This window comes from Streptomyces scabiei 87.22 (assembly GCF_000091305.1).
GTDB classification, from domain to species: Bacteria; Actinomycetota; Actinomycetes; order Streptomycetales; family Streptomycetaceae; genus Streptomyces; species Streptomyces scabiei.
Map to the genome: position 1 here is coordinate 10,025,967 of NC_013929.1, position 15,330 is coordinate 10,041,296.

The 15,330-nt window shown below is 69.7% G+C and carries 11 protein-coding genes and 1 pseudogene; 11 read left to right on the forward strand and 1 reads right to left on the reverse strand.

The features are described 5' to 3' along the window. Positions 1–179: 179 nt before the first annotated feature. Positions 180–3,266 carry a hybrid sensor histidine kinase/response regulator gene (locus SCAB_RS43005; RefSeq protein ID WP_197696219.1) on the reverse strand — a complete coding sequence of 1,029 codons (3,087 nt, stop codon included), beginning with the start codon at positions 3,264–3,266 and terminating at the stop codon, positions 180–182. A 199-nt stretch (positions 3,267–3,465) separates the two neighbouring features. On the opposite strand from SCAB_RS43005, the gene SCAB_RS43010 reads away from it, so the two are divergent. The 11 genes and pseudogenes from SCAB_RS43010 (at position 3,466) to SCAB_RS43060 (ending at position 15,311) form a co-directional block, all read left to right on the forward strand. Then, the gene (locus SCAB_RS43010) at positions 3,466–4,155 is read left to right on the forward strand and encodes a response regulator (RefSeq protein WP_037729058.1); all 690 of its coding nucleotides are present in this window, start codon (positions 3,466–3,468) and stop codon (positions 4,153–4,155) included. Positions 4,156–4,259: 104 nt separating this feature from the next. Next, positions 4,260–5,030, forward strand: a complete 771-nt coding sequence (locus tag SCAB_RS43015) for a glutamate ABC transporter substrate-binding protein (RefSeq protein ID WP_197696220.1) — start codon at positions 4,260–4,262, stop codon at positions 5,028–5,030. A 112-nt stretch (positions 5,031–5,142) separates the two neighbouring features. After that, positions 5,143–5,922, forward strand: a complete 780-nt coding sequence (locus SCAB_RS43020; protein ID WP_046773401.1) for an amino acid ABC transporter ATP-binding protein — start codon at positions 5,143–5,145, stop codon at positions 5,920–5,922. Positions 5,923–6,015: 93 nt separating this feature from the next. Then, on the forward strand, positions 6,016–6,840 hold the full coding sequence (locus SCAB_RS43025) for a glutamate ABC transporter substrate-binding protein (protein WP_013006365.1): 825 nt from the start codon (positions 6,016–6,018) through the stop codon (positions 6,838–6,840). A gap of 82 nt (positions 6,841–6,922) precedes the next feature. After that, positions 6,923–7,591 carry an amino acid ABC transporter permease gene (locus tag SCAB_RS43030; protein WP_013006366.1) on the forward strand — a complete coding sequence of 223 codons (669 nt, stop codon included), beginning with the start codon at positions 6,923–6,925 and terminating at the stop codon, positions 7,589–7,591. Then, positions 7,588–8,478, forward strand: coding sequence for an amino acid ABC transporter permease (locus SCAB_RS43035; protein WP_013006367.1), 891 nt, complete (start codon positions 7,588–7,590; stop codon positions 8,476–8,478). Before SCAB_RS43030 ends, SCAB_RS43035 begins: the two co-directional genes overlap by 4 nt. A 90-nt stretch (positions 8,479–8,568) precedes the next feature. Further along, the gene (locus SCAB_RS43040; RefSeq protein ID WP_013006368.1) at positions 8,569–9,993 is read left to right on the forward strand and encodes an aspartate ammonia-lyase; all 1,425 of its coding nucleotides are present in this window, start codon (positions 8,569–8,571) and stop codon (positions 9,991–9,993) included. A gap of 286 nt (positions 9,994–10,279) precedes the next feature. Next, complete coding sequence (locus tag SCAB_RS43045) at positions 10,280–10,618, forward strand: hypothetical protein (protein ID WP_037729065.1); 339 nt, start codon at positions 10,280–10,282, stop codon at positions 10,616–10,618. Positions 10,619–10,625: 7 nt separating this feature from the next. After that, positions 10,626–11,156 (forward strand): annotated as a pseudogene (locus tag SCAB_RS43050) (transposase family protein); the annotation flags it as partial. Positions 11,157–11,811: 655 nt separating this feature from the next. Continuing rightward, positions 11,812–12,579 (forward strand): ABC transporter ATP-binding protein, encoded by a 768-nt coding sequence (locus SCAB_RS43055; RefSeq protein WP_013006371.1) that lies wholly within the window; start codon positions 11,812–11,814, stop codon positions 12,577–12,579. A gap of 230 nt (positions 12,580–12,809) precedes the next feature. Next, positions 12,810–15,311 (forward strand): ABC transporter permease, encoded by a 2,502-nt coding sequence (locus SCAB_RS43060; RefSeq protein WP_231885207.1) that lies wholly within the window; start codon positions 12,810–12,812, stop codon positions 15,309–15,311. Positions 15,312–15,330 lie beyond the last annotated feature (19 nt).

The window sequence follows — 15,330 nt, forward strand, 5'->3', positions numbered from 1 at the left end:
CCGGTGCGCTGAGTCCACGATCGCCGCGCAGAGCCCGAAAACGGTGAACGTCCCCGTCCGGGCTCCGACCGGTTCGTTGGAGGCGATGGCCATGCAAGCCCGCTCCCCACGCTCGGTTAACACCTGCAACAGTGGTTCGCTGTCCCGGTAGCCGAGTTCCATGGACGGGAAAACGAGCCTCAGCACCGGCTGTGCAGCTCCCGTGTGGCCCGGCGCATCTCCTCCTCCAGCCGTGTCAGGACCGCGGCGAGCGGAACGTCATCACCAGCCGCCCCCTGCCGCCGCGCGGCGGCAGCGGCTTCGACCTCCTGGCAGAGTTCTGCCGCGCGCGTGGCGCCCACGGTCGCGCAACTGCCCTTGAGGCGGTGTGCCAGAAGGCGTGCCGCGTCGAAGTCCCCGGCCTCCAGGCACGAGCGCAGCCGGCGGAGGACCTCGGGGGTCGAGGCCGCGAACGCGTTGGCGATGTCCGCGATGTCCTCGGCCGACAGGCCGTCGAGTTCCGCCGGTGCGCCCGGTGCGCCCGGTGCGTCCGGTGCATCCGGTGCATCCGAGGTGTTCGCCGGGGCGGACCAGATGGGCGGTTCTGTCGCCCAGACGGCGATGCGGGCGAGTACCTGCGTCCAGTCCACCGGTTTGGTGAGGTGGTCGTCCATGCCCGCCTCGATGCACCTGATCCGGTCGTCCGGCATGGCCGCCGCCGTCATCGCGATGATCGGGACGCGCGCGGAGGCGGCCTGGCGCCGCCTGATCTCGGCCGTCGCGGCGAGGCCGTCGAGCCCCGGAAGCTGGCAGTCCATGAGGACGAGGTCGTACTGCTCGCGGAGCACGGCCCGCACGGCGCGTTCGCCGTCGTCGGCCACGTCCACGTGGTGGCCCGCCTTCTGCAGGACGAGCCGTGCGACCTGCGCACTGACGTCGTCGTCCTCGACGACGAGGACACGCAGCGGGCGTGCCCCGACGCCCGGGTGATCTTGTGCTCCGCCGTCGTACGGGCGAGGGAGGAGCGCCTGGGGGGTGGGGGCCTGGGGCGTGCCGAGCGCGTTCTGGGCGGCCGTCAGCAGCAGGCGCCGACTCAGGGGCAGGGTCACCGGCTGGACGATCCGGTCCTTGGTGCGGGAGGCGGCCGGCCACGCGACACCGGTGCGTCCCGGGGTGATCAGCACGATGACGCCGGTCGCGTGGAGGCGGGGATCGGCGAGGACGGCGTCGGCGAGCGACTCCTCGGCATCGTCCGGCCCGGGCGTGGACGTGCCGTTTCCGGCGAGCGCCATGTGCAGGTCGATGACGGCCAGGTCGAACGGCGACCGGCCCGCTGCCGCGGCCCGCAGGGCGGCCATGGCCGTGACGGCGTTCCTCGCCTCCTCCACCACCAGACCGGCACCGGACAGGATGCGGCCCGCCCGGTCCCGGTTGTCGTCGTTCCCGTCGGCGATCAGGACGCGGCGGCCGTTCAGTTCCCCGTGGGCGGGGGCGGTCCGGGCGAGGACGTCCAGGGGCAGGGTCACCCAGAAGCGGCTGCCCACGCCCTTCACGCTGTCCAGCCCGATCCTGCCGCCCATGAGTTCGACCAGCTGCCGGCTGATGGCGAGCCCCAGCCCGCTGCCGCCGGTGCGGCGGGTGATGGGCGAGTCGAGGCGGTGGAAGGTCTCGAAGACCCGGTCCCGGTCCTCTGGGCCGACACCGATGCCCGTGTCGCGGACGGTGAACCGCAAGGTCGCCCGGTCGGCGGTGGACGGGACGCCCTGTTCGCGGTGGGGCTCCAGCGTGACCTCCAGGTCGATTCCGCCCTGGTCGGTGAATTTCAGGGCGTTGCCGAGGATGTTGGTCAGCACCTGCCGCAGCCGGACGGGATCACCGGCCACATGCTGGGGGAGATCCTCGGCCAGGTGGAGCGCCAGCCACAGACCCTGCCGGTAGGCGTGCGGGGCGAACAGGGCGACGACCTCGTCACACAGCCGGGGCAGGTCGAAGGCCACTTTCTCGATCTTCAGACGGCCCGCCTCGACCTTGGACAGATCGAGGAAGTCGTCCAGCAGGCGGAGCAGGTTCTGCGCCGACTCCTGGACCGTGCTGGCGTAATGCCGCTGCTCGCCGTCCATGCGGGTGTCGAGGAGGAGGGCGTTCATGCCGAGAACGCCATTGATCGGCGTGCGGATCTCGTGGCTGACCTTGGCCAGGAACTCGGACTTGGCGGCCGAGGCCCCCACCGCCTCGTCCCGCGCCGTGGCGAGCGCGTCCGCGTACCGTGCCAGGGTCCGCTGCGCCCGCCGGCGGCTGCGGCTGGTGTGGATCTGGAAGCCGAGCCCGGCCAGGATCAGGGCGGCGAGCAGGGCGGCTATGAACAGTACGCGGTTGCGCAGATGCGTCGCGGAGGCCAGTGCCTGGGCGGCGGGCACCTCGGCGGTGACCGTCCAGCCGATGCCCGGGATGGGCTCGGAGGCCGAGAGCACAGGCCCCTCGGCGCCGCGCCAGCTGGTGAAAACCCTGCGGCCGGCCAGCGCCGCGTCCACCCGCGCGTCCTCCCGCAGGGAGGTGAGCGCGAACAGCCGGCCGGCCGGGTCCGCCACCAGAACCCCGGCCCGGTCCGTGATCAGCAGCTGGATCCCCTGAGCCGTGGCGGCCTCGGAAGCGTAGGCCTGGATCGCGTCGAGGCTGTAGACGGCGGTCAGGACCCCCAGCAGTCGCCTGCCGTCCTCGTCCGGGATCGGCGCCGCGACGGCCACGGCACGGGAGACTCCCTGCATGGTGGGCGTGTACGCCTGCGACACGTACGGCTGCATGTCGTTGCGCACCGCGCGGTACCAGTCCGTCGTGCTGACGTCCTGGAACAGCTTGAGCGAGGGCCGGGCGTCGATCAGCCGGCCATCGGGCGCGGCCACGATCACTCCGCTGATCCCCGGCCGCATCCGGGCCAGCTCCGCCAGCGCGTCGGTCAGACCCGACGCGGCCGCCCGGTGGTCGCCCGAGGTGACCAGGGAGCGTATCCGGGGCCGCTGGGCGTAGGCGCTGACAAGCTGCTCGAGGGTCCCCATCTGCTGCTCCACGACCACCCGGCTCACCGCCGCGGTCGTCTCCACCCGGTCCCGTACCTCGCTGCGGACGGCCCGATCGGACAGCGACACACTCGATGAGGTCAGCAGCCCCAGCGGCAGCAGGCCCAGCAGGACCCACAGCACGGCCACCGCGCACAGCCATCCCCGGTCGCCGTCGCCTCGGCGCGGGGACAGCCGCGGACGTCGTCCGCTCCAGGAGATTCGCCCTCCCAACGCGCTCACCTCCAGGGGAACAGGCGAGTCATCTAGATGCCGCCGCGGTACAGAGTGGTTGCTGGAAGGAAAAATAGTAGGTCGAGCGGTTGAAAGGGACATTTGCAGTGAGCAGAATGCACAGAATGCCGAGGGGACACCGCGTCGATTGACAACCTATGGGGTCGTCTGGACGGTCGCCGGAACGAGGAGCGTGGCGATGGCGTCGAAGGAGATAACCCTTCTGATCGTGGACGACGACCCGGTCGTCACCACTGCCCTGCGGGCGCAGGTCAACCGCATATCCGGGTTCAGGGTCGTGGCCATCGCCCACACCGGACGCGAGGCCCTGGCCGCCACGCGCCGGTTCGCGCCGAACCTGGTGCTCCTTGATCTGCATCTGCCCGACATACCGGGCCTGGACGTGGCCCACCAGCTCAGGCGTCCCGACTATCCGCCCACGGACGTCATCGTGATCTCGGGCAGCCGGGAATCCACCGCCGTACGGGCGGCGATGCAGCGCGGCGCTCTGCACTACCTGATCAAGCCCGCCCGGACCGGCACCGTGGAGCAGACCCTTCTGCGCTACGCGGCGGCGTCGGCACATCTGTCGGCCGGTGCGTCGATGGTGGAGCAGCGCGCGATCGACCGTGTCTTCCGTTCCCTGCACCTGGACGCCGTCGTCCGTCCCACCGGCATCTCACCCGCGACCGAGCAGGTGGTCCTCGACGCTCTCGCCGCCGCGGGACGGGATCTGTCGGCCCACGAGACCGCCGAGGCGGTCGGCATCAGCAGGGCCACCGCCAGGAGGTATCTCGAGCACCTCGCCGACCGTGGGGAGGTCGTGGCGAGCCTGCGCTACGGGTTGTCGGGGCGGCCGCAGCACCGCTACCGCTTCTGCGAGTCATGACGGGCCGCCGCTCGGTCCTGGCCGCGTTGACGTGTCTGGTGCTCGGCAGCTGCGGTCTGCCGGGGGAGGAGGGCCCGGGGTCACGCTTTCCCGAAGGTTCGACCATGGCCCGCGTCGCGGAGCGGGGCGTGTTCACCGTCGGCATCAAGTTCGACCATCCGCTCTTCGGCTACAAGGAGCCCTCCACCGGCCGGATCACCGGATTCGACGCGGAGATCGCCCGCATGGTGGCCAAGGACCTCACCGGCAGCGAACGCAACATCCGGTTCATCGAGACCATGCCACGCAACCGCGAGGACTTTCTGCGCCGGGGTGTCGTGGACATCGTGGTGGCGACGTACTCGATCAGCGAAGAACGCCGCAAACTGGTGGACTTCACCGATCCGTACTACTACTCCAGGCAGGACGTGCTGGTCCGCAGCGACGAGCGCGGCATCCGTGACCTCGCCGACCTGGCGGGCCGGGACGTGTGCACGGCCGCGGGCTCCACGTCCGCGCAGCGGCTTCGGGGTGAGGTCTCGCGCGCCCGGCTGGTGATCGTCGACACCTACAGCGAGTGCATGGCGGCGCTGGTCGACGGGCGGATCGACGCGATCAGCACGGACGAGTCCATCCTGCTGGGCCTGATGAGCCGGCAACCGGACACGGTCCGGCTCGTCGGCAAACCGTTCGGCAGGGAGCCGTACGCCATCGGTGTGCGCCGGGGCGACACCGGCCTGCGCGACTACCTCAACGGTCTGATCCGGCAGTACGTCCGCGACGGCCGGTGGGACAAGGCGTTCGGGGACACCATCGACGTGATGCACGTGTCCGCGAAGACGGCCAAGCCCGCCCTGTCCCCCTCCTCGGCCTCCCCTTCCGCACCGTCCCGCTGAGCACAACGCGCACAAGCCTTCCACGGAACCGCGCTCCTCCTACGGTGACGCCATCGCCGCCGAGAAACGGCACTTCGGCCGGCGAAATCCGAGGAAGGAGGGACGTGTTCCCATGACCGAGGTTATGTCCGCGACGCACTCGCGGCCGGCGCCGAGCACCCCCCTGGTGGTGCTCGACAGGGTCAACAAGCACTACGGGCCACTGCACGTGCTGAAGGACGTCGACCTGACCGTCGGCCGCGGTGAGGTCGTCGTGCTGATCGGCCCTTCCGGGTCCGGCAAGTCCACGCTCTGCCGTACCGTCAACCGGCTCGAGACGATCGACTCCGGCACCATCACCGTCGACGCGACGCCGTTGCCCGCCGAAGGCCGACAGCTCGCACGGCTGCGCGCCGAAGTAGGCATGGTCTTCCAGAACTTCAACCTCTTCGCCCACAAGACCGTCCTGGACAACGTCACCCTCGCCCCGGTCAAGGTGCTGAAGCACAGGCGGACGGCCGCCGAACAGCGCGCCCACGAACTCCTGGACCGGGTCGGTATCGGAGCCCAGGCCCACAAGTATCCCGCCCAGTTGTCCGGAGGACAGCAGCAGCGGGTGGCCATCGCCCGCGCCCTGGCCATGGACCCGAAGGTGATCCTCTTCGACGAGCCGACCTCGGCCCTCGACCCCGAGATGGTCAACGAGGTACTGGACGTGATGACGGCCCTCGCCCGGGACGGCATGACCATGGTCGTGGTGACGCACGAGATGGGCTTCGCCCGCCGCGCCGCCGATCGCGTCGTGTTCATGGCCGACGGCCAGATCGTCGAGGAGAACACCCCCGTCGAGTTCTTCGACAACCCGCGCAGCGAGCGCGCCCGGTCGTTCCTGGCCAAGATCCTCACCCACTGACATCCGCAGGCGCCGACCGGCCGACAGCCGTCCGCACCCGCACCGCACCTCCATCGCCTTTCCCCCTCTCCTTCCGCCAGCAAAGGACCCCGCATGTCCAAGAGACTGATCAGCGCCGCTCTCACCTCGGCGATCGTCGTACTGAGCGCGAGCGCCTGCACCAGCAGCGACGACACCGGCTCGTCCGTCCTCGACGCCGCCAAGCGCGACAAGCTCGTCATCGGCGTGAAGGCCGATCAGCCCGGGCTCGGCCTGCGCACCCCCGAAGGCACCTTCACCGGTTTCGACATCGACGTCGCCACCTACGTCGCCAAGGAGCTGGGAGTCGACAAGAAGGACATCACCTTCAAGGAGGCCGTCTCGGCGAACAGGGAGGCGTTCCTCCAGCAGGGGCAGGTCGACATGGTCGTCGCCACCTACTCCATCAACGACGCCCGCAAGGAGAAGGTCTCCTTCGCCGGCCCCTACCTCGTCGCCGGCCAGGACCTGCTGGTCCGAAAGGACAACAAGGACATCACGGGTCCCGAGTCGCTCAACGGCAAGAAGCTGTGCTCGGTCGCCGGCTCGACCTCCGCGCAACTGATCAAGGAGAAGTATGCCGAGGACGCACAACTCCAGGAGGAACGGACCTACTCCGCCTGCGTGGACCGGGTACTCAGCGGCCAGTTGGACGCGGTCACCACCGACAACTCCATTCTCTACGGCTACGCCGCCCAGCACCCCGGCAAGCTGAAGGTGCTCGACTCGCCCTTCAGCCAGGAGAACTACGGCATCGGGCTGAAGAAGGACGACAAGAAGGGCCGCGAGGCGGTCAACGACGCGCTGGCCAAGATGATGTCCGACGGCTCCTGGAGCGCCGCGCTCAAGGCCAATCTCTCCGCCTCCGGATTCCCCGTTCCCCGCATCGAGCGGTACTGACACCCACGTCCGCACCGCGGGCCGCCGGGCAGCGCACTCGACCGCGCCGCCCGGCCCCGCACCGCCCCGATCGAAGGTACTGATGGACGCACTGTTCACCGAGCGAGCAACGATCCTCGCCGCGTTCTGGATGACCCTGCGGCTCACCGCTGTCAGCGCACTCGGCTCACTCGTCCTGGGCACCGTACTGACAGGGATGCGCGTCTGCCCCCTCCCGGTGCTGCGCACCGCCTCCCAGGTCTACGTCACGGTGGCGCGCAACACCCCGCTCACCCTGGTCCTGCTGTTCACCAGCCTGGGCGTGGGCGCCAATCTGGGCGTGGAGTTCTCCTCGCAGATCAGCGTCAACAACTACTGGCTCGCCGTCCTCGGCCTGACCGCGTACACCTCGGCGTTCGTGTGCGAGGCCCTGCGCTCGGGCATCAACACCGTCCCCGTCGGGCAGGCGGAGGCAGCCCGGGCCGTGGGGCTCGGGTTCGGCCAGACCCTGGGCTTCGTGGTGCTGCCCCAGGCGTTCCGCGCGGTGATCCCGCCCCTGGGAAGCATTCTGATCGCCCTGACCAAGAACACCACGGTCGCCCTCGTGGCAGGAGTCGCGGAGGCCTCCGTCCGGATGCGGGAGATGATCGAGATCTACGGTGACCAGGTCATCCAGATCTTCCTCGGCTTCGCGGCGGGCTTCGTGGTGCTGTGCCTGCCGACCGGCCTGCTGTTCGGCCGGCTCGCTCGCCGCCTGGCGGTGGCCCGATGACCGCGCACGCGAACCTGTACGAGGTCCCCGGCCGCCGGGGCGTCCTCCGCAACCGTGTACTGGCAGCCGTGATCACCGTCGCCCTCGGCTGGCTCGGATACCTGATCTACGCACGGTTCGACGAGCGTGACCAGTGGGCGGCCGAGAAATGGCAGCCCCTGCTGCGGGCGGACGTCTGGACCACGTTCATCCTCCCCGGCCTGCGAGGCACCCTCGAGGCCGCAGGACTGGGGATCGTGCTCGCCGGCTCCTTCGGGCTGCTCTTCGCGACCGCACGGATGTCCGAACACACCTGGATCCGTGTGCCCGCCGCAGCGGTCGTGGAGTTCTTCCGGGCCGTGCCCCTTCTGCTGCTCATCTTCTGCGCGTTCTTCGGCTCCTTCGCACTCACCGGACAGACCGTCTCCCCGTTCACCGCCGTGGTCCTCGGACTCACGCTCTACAACGGATCGGTGATCGCGGAAACGCTCCGCGCCGGAGTGAACAGCCTCCCCAAAGGACAGGCAGAGGCCGCACGGGCCCTCGGCATGCCCAAGAGCCAGACGATGGCGCTGGTCCTGATGCCCCAGGCGATCGTCGCCATGATGCCGGCCATCGTCAGCCAGTTCGTCGTCCTGCTGAAGGACTCCGCCCTGGGCTTCATCGTCGGCTACGACGAACTCGTCGACCGGGGCCTGAACGGCATCGCCGCCAACTTCTCCAACGTCATCCCCGCCGCACTGCTCGTCGCGACGATCTTCATCGCGATCAACACGGCCCTCGACGCGCTGGCACACTGGCTGCAGCGGCGGATCAGCCGCGGCAGAAAGGCCGCGCGTGAACCCGGCAAGGGCACCGGCACACCCCGTCCCCTCCCCATGGACGACGCCCTCCCCACACCGCTCTGACACCGGCCCGGGCCACCGGCGACACGGGACGGGGCCCGGCACAGCCGGCAGACTCACGGTGATCCGCCCAGATCAGGAGTACACCCCTTCATGCACGACGAGTTCCGCTTCGAACACGACCTCCTCGGCGACCTTCCGGTGCCCCGATACGCCTACTTCGGCATCCACACCCTGCGGGCGGTACACAACTTCCCCATCACCGGCTCCCGTATCTCCACCCACCGTGACCTGGTCAACGGGCTGGCGGCCGTCAAGCAGGCCGCGGCACTGGCCAACCGCGACCTGGGGCTCCTCGATGCCGACAAGGCCGAGGCCATCGTCACCGCCTGCGAGGAGATCCGCTCCGGCAAGCTGCACGACCAGTTCGTCGTGGACGTCATGCAGGGCGGCGCGGGCACGTCCACCAACATGAACGCCAACGAGGTCATCGCCAACCGGGCCCTCGAACTCCTCGGTCACGACCGCGGCGACTACCGGCATCTGCACCCCCTCGACGACGTCAACGCCGGGCAGAGCACCAACGACGCCTACCCGACGGCGCTCAAGGTGGCCCTGCAGGAAGGCGCCGACCGTCTCGGGCAGGCCATGGCCACCCTGCGGCGAGCCTTCCGGACCAAGGCCGACGAGTTCGCCGACATCGTCAAGACCGGCCGCACCCAACTCCAGGACGCCGTGCCCATGACCATCGGCCAGGAGTTCGGCGCATACGCGGTGATGCTGGCCGAGGACGAACAGCGTCTGGCCGAGGCCGCCGCTCTCCTGCGGGAGATCAACCTCGGTGGCACGGCCATCGGAACCGGTCTCAACACCCACCCCGGCTACGCGGCACTGGCCTGCGCGCACCTGAGCACCATCACCGGTGTGCCTCTGACCACCGCCGCCGACCTCGTCGAGGCGACCCAGGACACCGGAGCGTTCGTCCAGCTCTCCGGAGTACTCAAACGCATCGCCGTCAAGCTCTCCAAGACCTGCAACGACCTGCGCCTGCTGTCCTCGGGCCCGCGCGCCGGCCTCGGCGAGATCAACCTCCCCGCGGTTCAGGCGGGTTCCAGCATCATGCCCGGCAAGGTCAACCCCGTGATCCCCGAAGTCGTCAACCAGATCGCCTTCAGGACCGTCGGCAACGACATCACCATCACCATGGCCGCCGAATCCGGGCAGTTGCAGCTCAACGCCTTCGAACCAGTCATCGCCCTCTGCCTGTTCGAAAGCCTGGGACAGCTGGAAAGCGGATGCCTGACGCTGGCCGACCGCTGCGTGAGAGGCATCACCGCCAACCGCGAACACCTGCGCACGGTCGCGCACAACACCATCGCCATCGTCACCGCGCTCACCCCCGTCATCGGCTACACACAGGCGAGTGCCGCCGCACAGGAAGCGCTGGACAAGAACCTGCCGGTGACCGACGTGGTCCTGGCACAGAAGCTGCTCACCACCGACCAGCTCCAGAACATCCTGCACCCCGAAACCCTCACCACGAACAGCAGCCGCAGACCCACGCTCACACCCAACTGACCGAGCCGGGAACCGTAACCCGCTTGTCCAGGCGGAGTCCTCGTCGTCGGAGACCAGGACGACGGTGCGGCGCCCGTCGGGGAGGCGAGGGCCGAGGGTGATGCAAGGAATGATCGAGGTGAGGAAGGGCATTTCCGACGGGAAGAAGGGAAATCCCGACGGGAAGAAAGGGCAGACTCCATGGCAACGCTAGGAGCTGTCCCGCAAAGGGTCGGTGGGGCGTGGCGCCAGGTGGTGAGCGGATACTCGCGAGACTCCGACGTGGCAGCTGTGGCAGCCTGCGGACATGCCAGAGCTGCGCGTTCATGCAGGCCGCCACTACGCCGTCCAGTTCCACTACGCCTTGCCGGACGACGCCTGGTGTGTGGAGCTGAGCGAGGCCGTCCCGGCGCCGGCTTCGTGGGCTGACATTCCCAATGCAGAGACGCACCTGCCAGGAACTGCGTTCGTGGTGGCGGTGATACCTGACGAGGACCCGAGTCTGGAGCCGACCGTTCACATCCACAGCCACGACGAGCACGTCATCCCCTACGAGATCATGCGCTGGTTCATGGAGCAGGTGGCCGAGCAGGTTGAACGCTGCCGCCTCGCGTTCGAGCAGGGAGCACCTGAAGCAATGGAATGATCGCGCAGTGAGTGGTGTGATCACGGCGTCGGAACCTTCCTGGATAGCCCCGTTCAGCGGCCTGAGCCCGCGGCAGTTCGGCAAGCTGATCACCGCGTTACGACGCGAGGGCGTAGACCCCGTCCGCAAAAGACGGCCATGGCGCCTGCCGCTGGAGGACCGGGTCCTGCTGGTCGCCGCGTACTGGCGGACGAACCTGACATTGCGGCAGCTCGCCCCGCTCTTCGGCATCTCGAAGTCGGCAGCGGATCGCATCATCGACCACCTCAGGCCCTCGCTGGCTCTGCAACAGCGCAAGCGGTTCCGCAAGGACACCGTGCTGATCGTGGACGGCACCCTGGTGCCAACCCGCGATCACACCATCGCCGAGCAGTCGAAGAACTACCGTTACTCGACCAACCACCAGGTCGTCATCGACGCTGACACCCGACTCGTCGTCGCGGTCGGTCAGCCCCTGCCCGGCAACCGCAACGACTGCAAGGCATGGGAGCTTTCCGGCGCGAAGGACGCCGTCGGCAAGACCACGGTCATCGCGGACGTCACGTCGTTCGGGTCCTCCATGTTGACGGCCCGCGTGTGGGCGGCGGGCGGTAATTGCCGCTGTGGGTGCGTAGGGTGGCGCCGGTGCGAATAGCTGTGTCGTCCGGTCGGCGTGCCGGATACCGAAGTCGGCCGGGGCGGATCCTGAACTCGGCGCTGGCGCTGTTGTTTCTCTTCTCCGTGTACGAGGACATGCGGGGCCGAATCGTCTTCGACCCGGTGTTCGACAGGAAGTGGGGTCGGTCCAGGCGAAGCTGGGCCTGCGCAACAGGGTCGAGGTCGCGGTCTGGGCGTTCCGCTCCGGACGCGCCGAATAGCGATCGCGTCGCGAAGGGCCATCGCGTCGCGAAGAGTGGTCCGCCGCAACAGCAGTCCGGTCGGAACAGCGCCTCGGTCGACGGGCGTTCGGGCGGTCAAGTCGGTCCGGCCGCATCAGACGGTCCGGCCGTAACAGTCGGTCCGGAGGTTGTCGCTGCCGGACCGGACCGGAGCGGCGCTCCGGTGACGATCTCCCCCGATCGGGGGATGCGGCGCCGGATGTTCGGGGGATCCGCCGACGGGTGGCCGGGCGGGAGGCTCATGTACGTCGCCTTTCAGCTGCGACCCCCTGTGCCACGAGGGGGCAATCCATCGACCTTCCACCGAGGACCGGCATGCACCCCTCCCTGCCCCCTACCGCCAAGGCGAGTTACGCGGCCTGCGCCACCGACCTGACGAAGGTGTACGGCACAGGTGACACCCGTGTGGTGGCCCTCGACGCGGTCACGGTCGGCTTCGTCCGGGGCCAGTTCACCGCGATCATGGGCCCTTCCGGATCGGGGAAGTCCACCCTGATGCACTGCATGGCAGGTCTCGACTCGCCGTCCTTCGGGTCGGTCCGGCTCGGCGACACGGAGATCGGCTCCCTGAACGACCGTCAGCTCACCCGGCTGCGCCGCGACCGCCTCGGCTTCGTCTTCCAGGCGTTCAACCTGCTGCCCACCCTCACCGCCCTGGAGAACATCACCCTTCCCTTGGACATCGCGGGCCGCGGGCCGGAACGGAAATGGCTCGAGGGCATCATCGAGACCGTCGGCCTGGCCGACCGGCTCGACCACCGGCCCGGCCAGCTCTCCGGCGGCCAGCAGCAGCGCGTCGCCGTCGCCCGTGCGCTGGCCGGGCGGCCCGACATCGTCTTCGCGGACGAGCCCACCGGCAATCTGGACTCCCGCAGCGGGGCCGAGATCCTCCAGTTCCTGCGCGGCTCCACGAGCGCGCTGGGCCAGACCGTCGTCATGGTCACGCACGATCCCGCCGCCGCCTCCTACGCCGACCGCGTCGTCTTCCTCGCCGACGGACGCATCGTCGACGAACTCCACGCGCCCACCGCCGAGGCCGTCCTGGAGCGTATGGGACGCCTGACACCCGCGCACCAGGCCTGACGCCTACGTACGCCCGTCGTCCGCACCCTGCGCGCCCGGTGCGGGTATGCCGCGCATCCACGGGCGTACGTCCCGGGCCTGACGCGCGTACTTCCTGCGTCTGACGTGAGTCCTGCTTGCGTCTGACGCGCGCACCCGCGTCTGACGCGCGTCTGCCCCCTTCGAAAACCCCTCACCCTGCACCTCCGGAAGGCCGCCCCGTGTTCCGCACCGCCTTGCGCAATGTCCTCGTGCACAAAGCCCGCCTGCTGATGACCATGCTCGCCGTTCTGCTCGGCGTCGCCTTCGTCGCCGGCACCCTCGTCTTCACCGACACCGTCGGCAACGCCTACAAACAGCGCTACCTCAGCACCCTGCGCGATGTCTCGGTCCAGGTCACACCGCCGTTCGACGAGACGTCCGGCGAGCCCGGAACCGTGGGGATGGACACGCTGCGGCGCCTGCGAAGGCTGCCCGGCGTGGCGTCCGTGACCGGCTCCGTCGAAGGGTTCGCCGCCGTGGCCGCGAAGGACGGCCGCCCCCTCGGCGAGGGCCATGTGGCCAGGGCGGGCAACTACTTCCCCCAGGCCGACGGAAAGGACGACCGCCATCCGCTGACCACCGGACGCGCCCCCGCCGGACCCGACGAGGTGCTGATGGACACCAGCACCGCCGACCAGGGTGGCTACGAGGTGGGCGACACCGTCCGGCTGGCGATCGACGGACCGGTGCTGCACAAGAAACTCGTCGGCATCGTCCGCATCGACGCTGCCTCCGGCTCGGGCGGCACCTCGGTGTTCTTCGACGACGCCACCGCACAGAAACTGCTTCTGAGGCCGGGACAGTACGACGGTGTCTCGCTCGATGCCGAGGCCGGCGCCTCGGAGCAGCGGCTCGCGGCCGCGGCGCGCGGTCTGCTGCCCGAGGAATCCGAGATCAGCACGGGGGCGCAGCTGCGCGAGCAGCGGCGGGCCGAGGCCGCCGAGGGGGCGGAAGGGCTCAGCCAGGTGCTGCTCGCCTTCGCGGCCATCGCCCTGTTCGTCGGCGTCTTCGTCATCGGCAACACCTTCACCATGCTGGCCACCCAGCGTTCGCAGGAGACGGCCCTGCTGCGGGCCGTCGGCGCCGGACGCCGCCAGGTGACCCGGTCCGTGCTCGTCGAGGCCGCCCTGCTGGGGCTGTGCGCGGAGGCCGCGGGGTTCCTCCTCGGGATCGGCGTGGCCCTGACCCTGCGGCAGCTGTTCGCGTCCACCGGATCCGGCGTCCCCGACGGGCCGTTGGTCGTCGCCCCGGGCACCGTGCTGGTCTCCTTCGTGGTGGGCGTCGTCGTCACCATGGTCGCCGCCTATCTGCCGGCCCGTCGCGCCGCCGCCGTGCCGCCCGTGGCCGCCATGTCCGCACTTCACACACCCCCGCCGGTCCGCAGCCTCCGCAGGCGCAACACCCTCGGTGTCGTCCTCATCGTGCTCGGTGTGCTCGGCGTGGTGAGCGCGGCGTCCAGCGGAGAGCAGGGCCGCACCATCGTCCTCGTCCCGTCCGCCCTGCTGCTCATCGGCCTCATCGTGGTGACCCCGGCGCTCTCCGGCCCGGCGATCGCCCTGGCCGGGCCCCTCCTGCGACGCTTCGGTGTCCCGGGCACGCTGGCCGCGCGCAACGCCCGGCGCAATCCGCGGCGCACCGCCTCCACGGCCTCGGCCCTGATGATCGGCCTGTCCATGGTCACCGGCCTCACGGTGGTCGCGGTGTCCGCCACGACAGCACTGGCCCGGCGGGCCGAGAGCACCGTCACGGCCGACTTCGAGATCACGTCGAGGAGAGGCGGCTACCTGCCCGCGTCGGTCCACGACACCCTGGCGAAGTCCACGGCCGTGACCTCCTCGAGCCCGCAGCGCCAGAGCGCGGTCCGGCTCGGCGGCGAGGAGGTGAACCTGACCGGTGTGGACGCCCGGAGCATCGCCGATCTCCTCGACCCGAGCTTCACCTCGGGGTCACCGGCCGCCCTGGGCACGGGCGGCGGAAAGAACCTGCTGATCGACACCGCCACGGCCGACCTGTACGGGTGGACCCTGGGCCGGCGGGTTCCGGTGGTCTACGGCGACGGCAGCCGGGACACCCTGCGGATCGGCGGCATCTACCGCGCCGACGAGTTCCTGCCGGCCACCATGATGCCGCTCACCACGCTCCAGCCCCATCTGAAGAAGACGGAGGACGCCTCGGTACTGGTGCACACCCAGGGCGGCGACGGCGAGACGCCACGGCGAGCCCTGCAGCGCGCCCTCGACCAGAACCCCCTCATCCGGCTGCGGAACACCGACGACCTGGCCGCGTCCGCCGGTGGCGGGGACATCAGCCTGCTCCTCGACCTCCTCTACGGGCTGCTGGCCATGGCCGTGGTGATCGCTGTTCTGGGGGTCGTCAACACCCTTGCGATGTCCGTGGCCGAGCGCACTCGTGAGATCGGGATGCTGCGCGCGGTGGGGCTCCAGCCCGAGCAGACCAAGCGGATGATCCACCTGGAGTCCGTCCTCATCTCGCTGTTCGGTGCCCTGCTGGGCATCGGCGCGGGCCTGTTCCTCGGCTGGGCCGCCGGCAGACTCGCCTCCGGCAGCATCCAGGGATACGAGACGGTCATCCCCTGGGGCCGCATCGCCGCGGCTCTCGCCGGCGCCGCACTCGTCGGCGTGGTGGCGGGACTGTGGCCCGCCCGCCGGGCGGCCCGCCTGAACGTCCTCACCGCCCTCAAGGCGGACTGATGTGCGCGCGGCGTGGAGC

What these genes read in the sequence shown, in the direction of transcription:
- SCAB_RS43010 (WP_037729058.1), top strand. Translation starts at nt 3,466, where the DNA reads ATGGCGTCGAAGGAGATAACCCTTCTGATCGTGGACGACGACCCGGTC.
- SCAB_RS43015 (WP_197696220.1), top strand. Translation starts at nt 4,260, where the DNA reads ATGGCCCGCGTCGCGGAGCGGGGCGTGTTCACCGTCGGCATCAAGTTC.
- SCAB_RS43020 (WP_046773401.1), top strand. Translation starts at nt 5,143, where the DNA reads ATGACCGAGGTTATGTCCGCGACGCACTCGCGGCCGGCGCCGAGCACC.
- SCAB_RS43025 (WP_013006365.1), top strand. Translation starts at nt 6,016, where the DNA reads ATGTCCAAGAGACTGATCAGCGCCGCTCTCACCTCGGCGATCGTCGTA.
- SCAB_RS43030 (WP_013006366.1), top strand. Translation starts at nt 6,923, where the DNA reads ATGGACGCACTGTTCACCGAGCGAGCAACGATCCTCGCCGCGTTCTGG.
- SCAB_RS43035 (WP_013006367.1), top strand. Translation starts at nt 7,588, where the DNA reads ATGACCGCGCACGCGAACCTGTACGAGGTCCCCGGCCGCCGGGGCGTC.
- SCAB_RS43040 (WP_013006368.1), top strand. Translation starts at nt 8,569, where the DNA reads ATGCACGACGAGTTCCGCTTCGAACACGACCTCCTCGGCGACCTTCCG.
- SCAB_RS43045 (WP_037729065.1), top strand. Translation starts at nt 10,280, where the DNA reads ATGCCAGAGCTGCGCGTTCATGCAGGCCGCCACTACGCCGTCCAGTTC.
- SCAB_RS43055 (WP_013006371.1), top strand. Translation starts at nt 11,812, where the DNA reads ATGCACCCCTCCCTGCCCCCTACCGCCAAGGCGAGTTACGCGGCCTGC.